Source organism: Hyphomonas chukchiensis (assembly GCF_000682695.1).
GTDB lineage: Bacteria > Pseudomonadota > Alphaproteobacteria > Caulobacterales > Hyphomonadaceae > Hyphomonas > Hyphomonas chukchiensis.
This window is the reverse complement of the sequence record NZ_AWFG01000019.1, coordinates 280636-295567: the sequence shown is the minus strand read 5'-3', so window position 1 is coordinate 295567 and position 14932 is coordinate 280636. Positions and strand designations below refer to the sequence as shown.

Annotated in this window: 14 protein-coding genes; 7 read left to right on the top strand and 7 right to left on the bottom strand. The window is 64.0% G+C overall.

Annotated features, from left to right (window positions below; genetic code table 11):
- The first annotated feature begins 382 nt into the window (after positions 1 to 382).
- The 7 genes from HY30_RS08755 to HY30_RS08725 all read left to right on the top strand — a co-directional run bounded on the left by HY30_RS08755 (position 383) and on the right by HY30_RS08725 (position 8574).
- Complete coding sequence (locus tag HY30_RS08755; protein ID WP_034739069.1) at positions 383 to 1393, top strand: aldo/keto reductase; 1011 nt, start codon at positions 383 to 385, stop codon at positions 1391 to 1393.
- A 64-nt stretch (positions 1394 to 1457) separates the two neighbouring features.
- On the top strand, positions 1458 to 2621 hold the full coding sequence (gene ubiA, locus HY30_RS08750; RefSeq protein WP_081812134.1) for a 4-hydroxybenzoate octaprenyltransferase: 1164 nt from the start codon (positions 1458 to 1460) through the stop codon (positions 2619 to 2621).
- A 191-nt stretch (positions 2622 to 2812) separates the two neighbouring features.
- Entirely contained in the window at positions 2813 to 3904 is a 1092-nt protein-coding gene (locus tag HY30_RS08745; RefSeq protein WP_034739067.1) for a sensor histidine kinase, read from the top strand.
- A 69-nt stretch (positions 3905 to 3973) separates the two neighbouring features.
- Positions 3974 to 6235 carry a copper-transporting P-type ATPase gene (locus HY30_RS08740; protein WP_034739066.1) on the top strand — a complete coding sequence of 754 codons (2262 nt, stop codon included), beginning with the start codon at positions 3974 to 3976 and terminating at the stop codon, positions 6233 to 6235.
- A complete protein-coding gene (locus HY30_RS08735; RefSeq protein ID WP_034739064.1) occupies positions 6235 to 7560 on the top strand; it encodes an APC family permease in 1326 nt (441 codons plus the stop codon). The genes HY30_RS08740 and HY30_RS08735 overlap by 1 nt, the downstream gene beginning before the upstream one ends.
- 5 nt (positions 7561 to 7565) lie before the next feature.
- Positions 7566 to 7841: a metal-sensitive transcriptional regulator gene (locus HY30_RS08730; protein ID WP_034739062.1), complete on the top strand. Its 276-nt coding sequence runs from the start codon at positions 7566 to 7568 to the stop codon at positions 7839 to 7841.
- A gap of 64 nt (positions 7842 to 7905) precedes the next feature.
- Entirely contained in the window at positions 7906 to 8574 is a 669-nt protein-coding gene (locus HY30_RS08725) for a DsbA family oxidoreductase (protein ID WP_034739060.1), read from the top strand.
- On the opposite strand, the gene HY30_RS08720 is transcribed toward HY30_RS08725, so the two are convergent.
- From HY30_RS08720 to HY30_RS08690, 7 genes are all read right to left on the bottom strand, one after another.
- Positions 8575 to 10302, bottom strand: coding sequence for an ABC transporter ATP-binding protein (locus tag HY30_RS08720; RefSeq protein WP_051615174.1), 1728 nt, complete (start codon positions 10300 to 10302; stop codon positions 8575 to 8577).
- Positions 10303 to 10336: 34 nt separating this feature from the next.
- Positions 10337 to 11461 carry an inositol monophosphatase family protein gene (locus tag HY30_RS08715; protein ID WP_241765681.1) on the bottom strand — a complete coding sequence of 375 codons (1125 nt, stop codon included), beginning with the start codon at positions 11459 to 11461 and terminating at the stop codon, positions 10337 to 10339.
- Positions 11448 to 12794 (bottom strand): TldD/PmbA family protein, encoded by a 1347-nt coding sequence (locus HY30_RS08710; RefSeq protein ID WP_034739056.1) that lies wholly within the window; start codon positions 12792 to 12794, stop codon positions 11448 to 11450. The genes HY30_RS08715 and HY30_RS08710 overlap by 14 nt, the downstream gene beginning before the upstream one ends.
- Before the next feature lie 44 nt (positions 12795 to 12838).
- Positions 12839 to 13225, bottom strand: a complete 387-nt coding sequence (locus HY30_RS08705) for an MAPEG family protein (RefSeq protein ID WP_034739054.1) — start codon at positions 13223 to 13225, stop codon at positions 12839 to 12841.
- Positions 13226 to 13302: 77 nt separating this feature from the next.
- On the bottom strand, positions 13303 to 13578 hold the full coding sequence (locus tag HY30_RS08700) for a hypothetical protein (RefSeq protein WP_034739211.1): 276 nt from the start codon (positions 13576 to 13578) through the stop codon (positions 13303 to 13305).
- Positions 13579 to 13703: 125 nt separating this feature from the next.
- A complete protein-coding gene (locus HY30_RS08695) occupies positions 13704 to 14009 on the bottom strand; it encodes a hypothetical protein (protein WP_051615147.1) in 306 nt (101 codons plus the stop codon).
- 63 nt (positions 14010 to 14072) lie between these two features.
- Positions 14073 to 14786, bottom strand: a complete 714-nt coding sequence (locus HY30_RS08690) for a fused DSP-PTPase phosphatase/NAD kinase-like protein (protein ID WP_034739051.1) — start codon at positions 14784 to 14786, stop codon at positions 14073 to 14075.
- Between the last annotated feature and the right edge of the window lie 146 nt (positions 14787 to 14932).

Genomic DNA, 14932 nt, shown 5'->3' with positions numbered 1-14932 from the left:
CGCTTTGCGCATGGGCGATGCCGTGACTGACGAAGGCGGATGATTTGCTCATGGCGGCCAGTATAGGCCGGGCGCCATTAGGGTTGGATAAGGTGGGGGGAAACAAGCGCATGACCCGCCCCCTTCTCCCTCGGGAGAAGGGATGGGGATGAGGGGAAATGGCGTTGCTGCGAGGGCCGTTTTTGCGGGGTGTGCGGTGGCCCCTCACCCCCGACCCCTCTCCCTTGGGAGAGGGGTGCGCGGGAGGCTGGCTTTGTTCATCAATTGCATGAGGTCCCGGCTTTCGCCGGGACTTCGGTTTGGGGAACCGTCTGGAGACTGGCCTAAGGCGGGGCGGGCGGTTAGGCTGGGCCTGAAACCAAATCAGCAGAGAGCACGCATCATGAGCATTACACCGCGCAAGCTGGGACCGGAGAGCGTTTATCCCGTGGGGCTTGGGTGCATGAACCTGCATCATGGATACGGGCCGCCATCCGACGAGGCAGAGGCTGCGGCGCTGCTGAATGAAGCGCTCGATATGGGCTATAATTTCCTCGACACGGCGACGATCTATGGCTTCGGCAAGAACGAGACACTGATCGGCAAGGCGCTGAAGGACCGGCAGGGCGAGTTCGTGCAGGCCAGCAAATGCGTGATGCTGTTCGAGGATGGCAAGCGGAAGCTGGACGCGCGTCCGGAGAGCATCAAGGCCGCCTGCGAGGCGAGCCTGAAGCGGCTGCAGCGCGAGACGATCGACCTCTATTACATGCACCGGCCGGACCCGAACGTGCCGATCGAAGACTCGATGAGCGCGATGGCGGACCTCGTTGCCGAGGGCAAGATCCGCATGGTGGGCCTGTCGGAAATGGGCGCGGGCCTGTTGCGCCGGGCGCATGCGGTGCATCCGGTGACGGCGATGCAGTCGGAATACTCGCTGCTGACGCGCAATCCGGAGATCGCGGTGCTGGATGCCTGCAAGGAGCTGGGCGTGACCTTCGTGCCCTTCTCGCCTGTGGGGCGCGGCTACCTCGCCGACAATCCGCCCGCGCCGAAGGATTATCACGAGGCTGACATGCGCCGCATCTTCCCGCGCTGGACCGAGCCCTACTGGACCCAGAACCTGCCCCTGCTGAAACAGGCGCAGGAGATAGCGGGCGACCTCGGCGTGACGACATCGCAGCTGGCGATTGCCTGGACGCTGGTGAAGGAACCGGACTGCGTGCCGATACCCGGAACGACCAATCGCAAGCATCTGCGGGACAATTTCAAGGCCGCCGAGCTGGCTTTGACGGCTGAGCAGATGGCCTTGCTGGACAGAGTGTTCCAGCCGGAAGCCGTGAAAGGGCCACGCTACAACGCGATGGCACAGGCGAGCGTCGATACCGAGCAATATGCGTTCGAGACCGAGGCCTGAGGCGATTTCGCGCGAAACGTGCGCAAGGCTGTGAAACCGCCCAATTCGCTGTATAAGCCGCCCGATGACCGAGACCGACACACACGGCAAGCCCGGGACACGGGCCATTCCGGCTGACAGCGCCCTGCCGGGCGTTCTGGCGATTCTGCCGGACTGGATGCAGCCCTATGCCATGCTGGCGCGGCTGGACCGGCCCGTGGGCATCTGGCTGCTCTACCTGCCCTGCCTGATCGGCCTCGCCTTCGTGCGGATGCGTACCGGGCTGTACCTTGTGGACCTGTTCTGGGTGCCGCTGTTCCTGCTGGGCGCGGTGGCCATGCGCGGGGCGGGCTGTACGTGGAACGACATTACCGACCGGGACTTTGACGCGCAGGTGGCGCGCACGGCGCTGCGGCCGCTCCCCTCCGGCGCGGTGACGCTGCGCGAGGCATTCATCTTCATGGGCGTGCAGCTGGCCATCGGCCTGGCCGTGTGGGCCTGCCTGCCGGGCGATGCCAAGCTGGTGGCGCTGGCGGCCATTCCGCTTGTGGCGGCGTATCCTTTCATGAAGCGGGTGACCTGGTGGCCACAGGCATGGCTGGGACTGACCTTCAACTGGGGTGTCCTGGTCGGCGCGGCGACGGCGGGGAGCCTCTCCGTGCCGGTGTTCATTCTCTATGCAGGCCTCGTCCTGTGGACGATTGCCTATGACACGATCTACGCGCTGCAGGACCGCGAAGACGATGCCCTGATCGGCGTGCGCTCGACGGCGCGCCTGTTCGGCAAGCGGGCGGTTCTGGTGAGCTTCTGCTTCCACATGGGCGCGGCAGCGCTGGTGGCGCTGGCTGCGGCGATCAATGGGTCTGTACGGGCGGGCGCCGTGACGGCGCTGGCCTTTCTCGCCCATGGCCTGTGGCAGGCTGTGCGGCTGAAGGGGAGCCAGGAGCAGGACGCGCTGGCCGTGTTCAAGGCGAATGTCTGGGCCGGGGCGATCATCGTGGCCGGGTTCACGCTGGCGGCGATGCTGCCGACGCCGAAGCCGCGCACGCTGTTTGCCGAGCATGAAGTGGTGCGCGCCGGCCCGCCGGAAAAACTGGCTCTGCCCTTCGGGCTGGAGCTGAAGCGTGAACACCATATGCCGCGCACGCAGACATGGATGGCCAGCGATGTCTTGAAGGCGCTGGACAAGGCGGGCGTCCCGGTGGCGGAACCTGAAGTTGAGGGGCCTGCGCCGCAAGAGAGCGAATAGGGCTGTCACCACCCGTTGCGCGCCGGGCCCGGATGCCCTGTCGCGCTTGCGGATCACGTCAAAAAGCGCTGAAAAGTCCGGGACTTCTTGACTGGGCTGCACAGTTGACCGCCGCGCGGCGCTGCCCTACGGCTTGGCGCCTATTTTGCCGGCCATCGCGCGCCGGCAGGCTGCTCCAGGGATGAACGAAAATGCGGGCCGCCCCCCACCCCCGACAGGCTGAACGTCTGGAAGCGCTTCATCGCTACGAGATTCTCGACACGGCACGTGAGGCCGAGTTCGACGAGATCGTCGCGCTGGCGGCCACCATTTGCGGCACCAGCATTTCCGTCGTGAACCTGATCGATGAGGACCGCCAGTGGTTCAAGGCAGAGGTCGGCCTTGGTGTACGCGAGACGCCGCTGGAGACCTCGATCTGCTCGCATGTGATTCTCAGCGATGATTTCGTGGAGATCACCGACACGCAGGCCGATCCCCGCACGCAGGACAATCCGCTTTGCGTGGCCGATGGCGGCCTGCGCTTCTATGCGGGCGCCCTGCTGAAATCGCCTGAGGGCCTGCCCATCGGGACGCTGTGCGTGCTGCATGATGCGCCGCATGAACTGAATGATTTCCAGAAAGGTGCGCTGCGCACGCTGGCCCGCCAGGTGATGCGCGAGCTTGACCTGCGCGTGGCCCTGCGCGACCAGATGGTGCTGCGCCGGGAAATGGACCACCGGGTGAAGAACTCGCTACAGTCGGTTGCCTCGCTCATCCACCTCTATCGGGCGCGGGCCAGCGCGGACAGTTTCGAAGCCTTCGACGCCGTGGAGCGCAAGGTGAATGCGATCTCGCTGCTGCATGAACAGCTTCACGAGGCCAGCGACCTGCAGATGGTGCAGATTGGGGTGTTCCTGCCGCGCGTGCTGGAACTGCTGCAGGGCTCCGCCCGGGAGAACGTGAAGATACGCGGCGACATTGATGCGCTGGACCTCAATTCGTCAGATGCGTCTTCACTCGGCATGATCGTCAGCGAGTTCGTCGCCAATTCGATCAAGCATGGCTTCGCGGATGGACGCCCCGGGGATATCGAGATTTCCCTGCAGCGCGAAGAGGATGGCCACGTCACGCTGCGGGCAGTGGACAATGGCGCCGGCAATGCAGCGGGCCCCCGCCACAATTCCGCTGTCGAAGGGCTCGGCCAGCGCCTTGTCGAGGCGGCGGCCTCGCAGCTGGGCGGAAAGCTGGAACGCAATGCCTCGCCGAAGGGTTATGAGATCAAGCTGGTGTTCCAGTCACGCTGAGGAGAACTTGCATATACCCCTCAGGGGTATTACCTGAGAGTGTGAACACCGGAACCGGAGTGCACACCCATGACGACCGACGAGTCTTCCCACGATCATAGCCATCACGATCACGGCGCGCCCGACAAACCGGACGCCGCGCATGCCTGCTGCCATGGCAGCGCGAAAACCGACAAACCCGACAGCGCCTATGACCATGTGCCCGAACACTATTCCGGCACTGTGTGGACCTGCCCGATGCATCCCCAGGTGCGCGAGACATCCAACACGGGCTGCCCGATCTGCGGCATGGCGCTGGAGCCGGAAACAGCCACGCTTGAGGAAGACACGAGCGAACTCGACGACATGACGCGGCGCTTCTGGATCAGCACGGCCTTTGCCCTGCCCCTGTTCCTGTATGCGATGAGCGACATGATCCCCGGACAGACGCTGCACGGTATAGTGCCGACAGGCTGGGCCGCGTGGATCCAGCTGGCGCTCGCGGCGCCTGTCGTGCTGTGGGGCGCGGCGCCTTTCTTCGTGCGCGGCTGGCGCTCGATCAAGACAATGAACCCGAACATGTTCACGCTGATCGCGCTGGGCACAGGCACGGCCTTCCTGTTCAGCCTGGTGGCGACCGTGGCACCGGGCGTGTTCCCGGACAGCTTTCGCGACATGAATGGACAGGTGCATGTCTATTACGAGGCGGCGGCGGTGATCACCGCGCTGGTCCTGCTCGGACAAGTTCTGGAACTGAAGGCGCGTAGCGCGACCTCCGGCGCAATCCGGGCGCTGCTGCAGCTGACGCCGCCGACGGCGCGCATTATCCGCGAAGACGGCAGCGAGGAAGATGTTGACCTTGATGCGGTGAAATCGGACGACCGGCTGCGTATCCGCCCCGGCGAGAAGGTGCCCGTGGACGGCGAAGTCGTTGAAGGCAAGTCCAGCATTGACGAGTCCATGGTGACCGGCGAGCCCGTGCCGGTGGCCAAGGCAGCTGGCGACGCAGTGACGGGCGGTACGGTCAACGCGACCGGCACGCTGGTGATGACGGCCACGCGCGTCGGCAACGATACGGTGCTGGCGCAGATCGTGCGCATGGTGTCCGAGGCGCAGCGCTCCCGCGCGCCGATCCAGCGGCTGGCCGATGCGGTAGCCGCCTGGTTCGTGCCGGCGGTGGTCGCCTCATCCGTGCTGACCTTCATTGTCTGGGCTGTGTTCGGGCCTGACCCGGCGCTGGCCTTTGCGCTGGTGAATGCCGTTGCAGTTCTGATCATTGCCTGCCCGTGCGCGCTCGGCCTTGCGACGCCCATGTCGATCATGGTGGGCACCGGCAAGGGCGCGCAGAACGGCATCCTGATCCGCAATGCCGAAGCGCTGGAGACACTGGAAAAGATCGGCACTGTGGTGGTGGACAAGACGGGCACGCTGACCGAAGGCAAGCCGAAACTCGTGACGGTGGCGCCGGCGGAGGGCTGGGATGAAGCTGGCCTGCTGGCGCTGGTCGCCGCTGTCGAGGGGGCGAGCGAACACCCGCTGGCGGCAGCGATTGTTCAGGGCACAAAAGATCGCGGCATCGCAATTCCGCAGGCAAGTGATTTTGAATCCGTAACCGGCGAAGGCGCGCAAGGCGACGTCGGCGGCAAGTCCGTCGCCATCGGCAATGCCAAGATGATGCGCCGCGTCGGCGGCTTTGATGAAGGCCGCGCCGAGGCGGCCGAGACTTACCGGACTGAAGGCCAGACCGTCATGTTCGTTGCCGTCAACGGCAAGGCGGCAGGCCTGATCGGCGTGGCCGACCCGATCAAGGCGACAACGAAAGACGCCATCGCGCAACTGCACAAGCAGGGCCTGAAAGTCGTCATGCTGACCGGCGACAGCGAAGCAACGGCGAAGGCCGTCGCCCTGCAGGTCGGCATTGATGATGTGCGGGCGAATGTGTCGCCGGAAGACAAGAACCGCATCGTCCGTGAGCTGCAAGAGGCAGGCGCAATCGTCGCCATGGCAGGCGATGGCATCAATGATGCCCCGGCGCTGGCGCAGGCCAATGTCGGCATCGCGATGGGCACCGGCACGGATGTCGCCATGGAAAGCGCCAGCGTGACCCTCGTGAAGGGCGACATGGCCGGCATCGCCAAGGCGATCAATCTCAGCCACGCGACAATGCGCAACATCCGCCAGAACCTGTTCTTCGCCTTCATCTACAACACGCTCGGCGTGCCACTGGCGGCGGGCGTGCTCTATCCTTTCTTCGGCCTGTTGCTGAGCCCGATGATTGCGGCGACGGCGATGAGCCTGTCGTCTGTCTCGGTGATCGGGAACGCCCTGCGTCTGCGCGCATTGAAACTCTGATGGGTGTTTCATATGAAAAGAACAGCCTGACCCTGCCGGGCGCCGTGGCCATGGGCACCGGCGTGATGATCGGCGCGGGCATATTTGCGCTGACCGGACAGGTGGCGGAACTCGCCGGAGCGCTGTTCCCGCTCGCCTTCCTGATGGCGGCGATCATTTGCGGATTCAGTGCATATTCGTACATCAAGGTCTCGAACAAGTACCCGTCGGCGGGCGGCATCGCGATGATCCTGAAGAAGGCTTACGGGCCGGGCATGGTGACCGGCGGCGCCGCGCTGCTGATGGCCTTCTCGATGATCATCAATGAGAGCCTCGTCGCGCGCACGTTCGGCACATATACATTGCAGCTGTTCGGCATCGAAGGCGGCATTCTTGTGCCTGTTCTGGCAATTGCCCTTATCGTCGGAGCCTTCCTCGTCAATATTGCGGGCAATGATGTCATCGGCTCGGTGTCCAAGGTGACCGCCGTGCTGAAGATTGGCGGCATCCTCATTTTTGCGCTCGTGGCCCTCTGGGCGACGGGCTTTGCGTTCCAGCCTGCGGCGAACGGCGTGACAGACAAGACATCCGTTGGCGGTTTCCTCGCCGGCATGGCGCTGGCCATACTCGCCTACAAGGGCTTCACCACGATCACCAATGATGGCGACGAGGTGAAGGACCCGAAGAAGAATGTCGGCCGGGCCATCATGATTTCGCTGGCGGTCTGCACGGCGATCTACCTGCTCGTCTGCTATGCCGTGGGCTCGACCCTCAGCATCGAGGAGATCGTCAAGGCGAAGGATTATGCGCTGGCCGAGGCCGCGCGCCCCAGCATTGGCGAATACGGCGTCTGGTTCACGGTCGCGATTGCCATCGTGGCGACGGCCTCAGGCCTGCTGGCGAGCGTGTTCGCCGTCTCACGCATGCTGGCCATGCTGGTGGAGATGGACCTTATACCGGAGCCAAAACTCGGCCTGCCGGGCGATACCCATACGCATACGCTGATCTACACGGTCGTCGCGGCGGGCCTGCTGGCAGCATTCTTCGACCTCTCCCGCATCGCCTCGCTCGGGGCGATCTTCTACATCGTCATGGACATCATCATCCACTGGGGCGTCTACCGCCACCTGCGCGAGGATGTTGGCGCGAAGGCGCCTGTGCTTATTACCGCGATCCTTCTGGACGCCGTGGCATTGGGGGCCTTCCTTGTGATGAAGGGGCAGAGCGACCCGCTGATCGTCGTGATCGCCCTGGCGGGCATGGGCGCGATCTTCTCCTTCGAACATTTCTACCTTTCAAAGGCCGGTGACGGCGACGATACTGCAGGCTCTGAGACAAAGGACTAGCGCCCATGAAACCGGAAACAAGAGAAGCCGCCGTCAAACGCCTCGCCCGCATTGAGGGTCAGGTGCGCGGCGTGGCGAAAATGGTCGCTGATGACCGCTATTGTATCGATGTCGTGCGGCAGGTTCAGGCCATCAAGGCGGCGCTGAGCGGGCTGGAAGGCGTGATCCTTGACGACCATATCGCCACCTGCGTGGACCACGCGCTGAAGGGCGACGACATGGAGGCGCGGCGGGAAAAGGTGGAAGAGCTGGTGGCCGTGCTGGGCGGACGGAAGAAGTAAAGCCTGCCGATCACATATTCTTGCGCCGGTTGCGTGGCGGCCACGAGGCACTTAGGTTGAGTGCATGACAGTTGTTGTGGAAATGGTTTCCGATCTGGTCTGCCCCTGGTGCTGGCTGGGTCTTCGCAGGATCGAGGAAGCGCGCAAGCTCGCGCCCGAGGTCGACGTGCAGCTCGTGTTTCGGCCCTTCGAGCTGGACCCGACCATCCCGTCGGCGGGCGTCGACTACAAGGAATACATGAAAGAGAAGTTCGGCGGCTCTGATGAGAGCCGCGAACGCTCCGGCACGATGCGCCAGGCGCTGGTCGATTATGGCGAGGCCGAAGGCATCCCCTATCATTTCGACAGGATCACGCGCCGGCCGAACAGTTTGGATGCACATCGCGTCGTGCGCTGGGCCCAGGGCCAGAACAAGGGCGCCGAGGCCAAGGAAGCCCTGTTCAAGGCCTTCTTCGAGGACGGGCACAACATTGGCGACCATGAGGTTCTGGTGGACGTTGCCCGCGACATAGGCCTCGACGCAGACATCGTGGCGGACCTGCTGAAAAGCGATGCGGATGTCGACAATGTGCGCGGTGAGGCGGAAGCCTTCCGCCAGATGGGTGTCAGCGGTGTGCCGACCTATATCGCCAACCGCGCCGTCGCCGTGCAGGGCGCCGAAAGCGCGGAGAAGCTGGCAAGGTTCCTGAAGCATGCGGCGGCGCAGCTGCCGCAGGAACGCCCGGCGGGCTGATCAGCTGAGCTGCAGGTCCACGAGGCGGCGGTATGCGCCGTTCCTGTCCATCAGTACGCCATGGCTGCCGTCTTCGACGGCGCGGCCATCTTCCATCACGATGATGCGGTCGGCCGCGCGGACCGTCGAGAGGCGGTGGGCGATGATCAAAGTCGTGCGACCCTTGGCGAAGCCGGCGAGCGCTTCCTGCACCTTGGCCTCGCTCTCGGCATCGAGGGCGGAAGTGGCTTCATCCAGCAGCAGGATCGGCGCAGCGCGGATGATGGCGCGGGCGAGCGCGATGCGCTGGCGCTGGCCGCCGGACAGATTGCGACCCATCTCGCCTGCTGGCGCGTCATAGCCGCCGGGCAGCGTGAGGATGAAATCATGCGCATTGGCGGCGCGGGCAGCGGCCTCGATCTCGGCCTCGCTGGCGCCCAGGCGGCCAAGCGCGATATTGGCGCGGATCGTGTCGTCGAAGAGGGCGGCGTCCTGTGCGACAAGGCCCATATTGGACCGCAGGCTTGCACCGGTAACGTCACGCACATTTATTCCGTCTACGGAAACTACACCGCCGGTCGGGTCGTAGAGGCGGAGGAGCAGGTTGAAGACGGTCGACTTGCCTGCGCCGGACGGACCGACGAGCGCAATCGTCTCACCCGGATTGGCGATGAAGCTGAGGCCCTTCAGGGCCTCGGTGCCATCGGGATAGGCAAAGCGGACATTGTCGAAGGCGACGGTGCCGGTAACCCAGCCGATTGGTTGCGCGCCGGGCGCATCGGCAATCTCCGGCGCAGCATCGGTGATCTCGAACACGCGGTCAGCGGCGGCGCCGCCTTCCTGCGCCACGGAGTTCAGTGTGCCGAGGGCCCGCAGTTCCGGCGCAGCGACGGCGATGGCGCCGACGATGCCGACGAAATTGCCAAGCGAGGTGTCGCCCTGCGCAATACGCCAGGCGGTCAGCGCGAGGATGCCGACAAGGGCGAGGCCGCCGGTGATTTCGAGGATCGGGTCGACGGCGGCGCGGTCTGTCAGCACTTTGAGGAACAGACGCGAGCGCTCCACGAAGCCGCGCTCGGCGCGGGCCTTCTGGTAGTCCTCCAGCCCATAGGCCTTGACCACACGGGCTGACTGGAACGCCTCGCCCAGCAGCGACGTGACCTCGCCGATCTGCTTCTGCGACTGGCGCGAGCGCTTGCGCACACGATTACCGAGCGCCAGCACGGGCGCAAACGCGATCGGATAAATGACGAGCAGGACGAGCGTGAGCTTCCAGTCCATGACCAGCATGGTGATGAAAACGCCGATGACCGTCAGCACACCCTTGGTGAGGTTGTTGGCGATGCGCAGGCCCGCGTCGCGCAGGGCGTTCACGTCATTGATGAAGCGCGACACGAAGCCGCCGGAGGCCTCCGCTGCGATGCGGGCAAAATCACCATCCGTCAGCGCGCCGAACTGGTCGGCCTGAATGTCCACGATGGCGCGCTGGACGCCGGTATTGTTGAAGATTGTCATGCCGTAGAGGGCGAGCGAGCGGACCACGGCCGCCACGCCAATAATCGCAATCAACCACCAGAGCGACGTTGGCACCTCGACCTTGTCAGGCCCGGCAAGGGCCTCGAGCCCCTCGACGACCAGCTTCAGGAGGTAGCCATAGGAGGCTGCTGCAATGGAGGTGAGCGCGGCACACAGCGTTCCGGCCACGAACCAGCGCCAGTGCGTGGCAAAGCGCTCGCGGGCCAGTCGCATCAGGGCGCCGGTGGGGCGCGCCGGTTTGGCCGGATCAGACGTGATGGTGTTCCCCTGTCTCGGGGTCGAGCAGGCGGTGGGCATGCAGGATGAAATAGCGCGTCTCGGCGCTGTCCACGGTGCGGTGGGCAGCGGCCTTCCAGGCGTCGTAGGCTTCCTTGTAGCTGGCGAAAGCGCCAACGAAGTCGACCTGTGAAAGATCCTCGAACTGGACGTCCTTCACATCCTTCAGTTCACCGCCGAAGACGATATGGAGAAGCTGTTTTGCGTCTTTAGGGGCGTCGCCCATCTTTGCTGGCTCCGTTCTGGGTTTGGCTGCGGCCGGTGCCGCCTTTGTCTGCGGATCCTGTATATCCACAAATCCTGACCGGCGCACTAACAGAGGATGCAGGCCTTTTCCAGATGCGATGATGCTGCGCTGTGCCGGAATGGCACGGTTGAACTGCAATTCCTCACCCTTGTGCGTGGTTGCAAGGCCGCCGGCCTCCTCCACCAGCACAGTCCCGGCGGCGAGATCCCAGTCGGACTTGTTGGAGAGCACGAGCGTCGCATCCCACGAGCCTGAAGCCACAAAGGCCATGCGCAGAAGGGTGGAATTGGGTTTCGGGCGGGGCACCGTCACCGCAGGCCATGGCTCCGGCCAGCCCTTGTAGTTCAGCATTTCCTCGGCCGCGATCAGGCGGCAGCCCGCCTCGGTCCGGCATTCGGACACACGCAAGAGGTCGCCATTGAGATAGGCGCCGCCGCCCGTGCGGGCCTCATAAAGCTGGCCCAGCATCGGCGCGTAGAGCACACCGGCAACTGCCTTGCCTTCTTCCACGATGGCGAGGCCGACACACCAGTTGGGATCGCCACGCATATAGGCGCGCGTGCCGTCGATCGGGTCGACCACCCAGCAGCGGTCCTTCTGGCGGGCTTCGCGATTGTCGAGCGTCTCTTCCGACAGCCAGCCATAGTCAGGCCGCGCCATGATCAGCCGTTCGGCGCAGAGCCGGTTGACCGCGAGATCGGCCTCGGTCACCGGGCTGCCGCCCGTCTTCTCCCAGGCGCGCGCGGACTGGCCCTCAAGTGTGTAGGACATTGCCAGCCGTCCAGCCTCGATGGCGAGGCTGCGCAGCGTAACCAGATCTTCAATCAGCGTGCGTTCAGCTGCCGGCAAGGCTCATGTCCTCGACGAGGATGCTGGGCGCATCGCGCGTGCCACGGAACTCAATGTCGGAGGCCGGGATAAGGCGTGCGAAAATGGCTGGCAGGTCGCCGGCAATCGTCACTTCGGACACAGGGTACGCAATCTCGCCATTCTCGAACCAGAAGCCCGCCACGCCGACGGAATAGTCGCCGGTGTTCGGGTTGATCGAGGGGCCGAACATGTCGGTGACGAGCAGGCCCTTGCCGGCCTGCGCCATCAGCTCGGCGGGCGTTTTCTCGCCAGGCTGCAGGTAGAGGTTCGAGGTGGTGACGCCCGGCGGATCGCCAAAGCCGAGGGCGGAGAAGCCATTGGGCTTCAGGCCAAGCTGGCGCGCCGAAGGGCCATTCAGCAGCCATTCGGTGAGGCGGCCATCCTCGATCAGGTAAGTCTCCTTCACGGGCAGACCTTCGCCATCGTGACTGCGCGAGCCCATGCCCATGGGGCGGAACGGGTCGTCGATCACATTGACGCCCTTGGCGAACACCTGCGTGCCCATGGCATCTTTCAGAAAGCTGACGCCGCGGGCGATGGACGGCCCGGAAATGGCGCTCATCAGCGCCCCGAGCAGGCCGGACGAGACGCGGCGGTCATAGATGACGGCGGCTTTCTGCGTGCCGAGCTTGCGGGCGCCAAGGCGGGCAATGGTGCGCTCGCCGGCTGTACGGCCGATGGCTTCGGCGGTCGGGCGGTCAGCGGTGTGACGCACGGACCAGCTTTCATAGTCCCGCTCCATGGCGCCGTCTTTCTCGGCAACGGAGGCGAGGCCGAGGCTGGTGCTGGAGCCCGTCTTGTAGGCAAAAAAGCCGTTGCTGGCCGCAACCCAGCGGCTGGAACGGTTCCACGACGCGCCGCAGCCGGCAACAGTCTTGATGCCTTTGACGGCGAGGGCTGCTGCCTCTGCCGCAAGGGATTCGCGTTCGAGGGTCTCAGGCGAGAGTTCAGGCTCGCCGCTCAGGTCCATGTCGAGGGCGCCGGTGGCGAGTTCGCTGGCATCCGGCAGGCCGCAATACTTGTCCTCCGGCACGGCGCGGGCCATGGCGGCGCAGCGTGTGGCCAGGGCATGCAGGCCTTCGGTGGAGAGATCGGAGCCGGACACATGCGCCTGCCGCTTGCCGTAAAAGGCCCGCAGCGACACGGATGTGCTCTCTTCGCGTTCAATGCTTTCCAGCTTGCCGTCGCGGACGGAGACGCTGACGCCTTCAGCGGCCCCAATACGGGCGTCTGCAGCGTCGGCGCCTGCCTTGAGGCACTGGTCGATAAGGCCGGCGAGCAGGTCGGCCGGCGGGGTCTTGAATTCAGCCATGCGCGCTAGATGGACCGCCCAGCAAGGCCGCGCAACCGCTCAAATCAGGCAAGGCCGTGATAAATAAGCATGAGCGCGATGATGGCCATCGGGATCAGTGTCAGCATCATGCCGCTTGCACGCGCAGGCAGGACATTGGCCGAAAGGCCGTAGACGTGGAGCAGGCGGCCCAGGGTGAACGTGACGCCAAGTACGTGAATCCATAAGGCGGGGATGCCCATATAGGCAGCGGCGACCAGCGCCACGAGCATGGCCGGGATATATTCAGAGGCATTGCCGTGAACGCGGACCCGCGTTTCCAGCACGGTATTGCCGCCGTATCCAATGGACACTTGCGACGCCCGCCGCGTCAGGGCAACCCGCAGGCCGAGACCGACCAGCAGCAATATGTTCAGGCCGACATAAATGGCGGCGGCTTCCAATGGTGGCATTTTCTCACTCCTCCCAGAAAAAATGCCGCCGGAACATACCAGCGGCATTTATCATGTGTCCCATCCCGAAACCTGGCTCAGTCGTCGCGGCGCGCGTCTGGCAGGCGGTCGTTGATGTCGTCGCGGATGTCCATCAGCGTGACGATCAGGCCGCAGACCAGGCTTGCCGCGATCCAGCCGCCGGCTGTGAAGATGACGAAGTCTGCCACCTGGGCGAGACCGCCCGTCAGGCCGAGCATTTCATTGCTAAATTCGCCCTTCTGGTAGAGGCCGAGCGCGATTCCGCCGACGATGATCGCAATATAGGCCACGTAGACCATGATGCGGAAACTGTTGATAATCAGAAACTTCATGGGCATCCCCTCTGTGTTGCAGGCAGAATCTAGGCGTTTTGCGGCCCTGCGTCACGCGATTACACGCAGGAAACGAATGTCAGGGCCCGAACGGTGCGCGAATGCACGCAGGCAGACAGGCCGGACTACTCCTTTGGCGGCGCCAGCTTGCAGGTGAACATGTCGTTCACGACGGATGCAAACTGAAGCTGTTCCTCGGTCGAAAGCGAGGTCACGAAGCTTTCCACGTCCCGCTTTTCGCGGCCGATGGTCTGGGCGGTGCGCTTGAACAGGTCGGGGTCCAGCTTGGCTTCCATCGCATCGGCAATGCAGGTGCAGGTTTCGACCGCTTCGCCTTCAGCCGTGCAGGACTTCACGATGGCCTTGTTGTCGCCGCCGCTGCAGGCCCCGAGCACCGCCAGGGCTGAAATGGAAAGGATAAGGTGGCGCATTGCGTCGGCTCCGTGATCGATTGAACGCGGAACTGACCATGAATCTTGGGTAAGGGAAAGCGCCTATTCCCGGCCGAGAATCTTGTCGATCTGGACCTTGGTGCCGAAATTCTCAAGGAATTCAGTCTTGACCGCCATCCGGTCATAATCCTCCTCGACCCAGTCGAGGAAGGGCTTCCACGCCTCAGGCGCGCGCCCGTCATTATAGCGCTCATAGGCATCGAAAAAGGCGTCGAGCATGCCGGTCTTGCCATGCTTGACGTGCAGGTATTTGAGCGAGAGCTGCTGGCGCGCCTCGGCAAAGGGCACCTTCTCATGCAGCAGCATGTACAGCACAGACATGATGCCCGCCCGGTCTGCGCCGGACTTGCAGTGCATCAGGGCGGGGTATTCGATCCGCTCAAACAGGTCGCGCGCGCCGAAAATGGCTTCCTTTGTCGGCGTATCGCGGGAAAAGACCTGGAAATCCACAAGGTCTATGCCCGCCGCCTCGCAGGCCTCTTTTTCCAGCAGGTAATAGCCCTTCGTGCTGGCGCCGCGCAGATTGATGATCGTCTTGATGCCGCGTGCCTTGGCATGGGCAACCACCTGACGCGGCGAGGGCTGGTTGGCCCGCCACATGTCTGGGGCAATCCTGTGCAGGTTGCTGAAACGGGCACGCAGGAAGCCGTGATCGCCCCAGACCAGCTCGCGCCGCGCCCGTTTGCGCCCCTCGGCGGTGGCGAGATCAGCGGCCTCATGCGGGCGCTTCTTCTTTTTGGGCGTGAGTTTCACCATGCTGCCCACGCGATTACAGGTGTGCCCCGCCCCCTGCAAGCAGAGGCGGCAGGACATTTTTCTGAGCGCGGTGCATCCAAACGGGCATCTCGCTGCATCTTACCCATGAAGCCGGACATTCGGAGCCGGTGAAACAATGAGAAAGA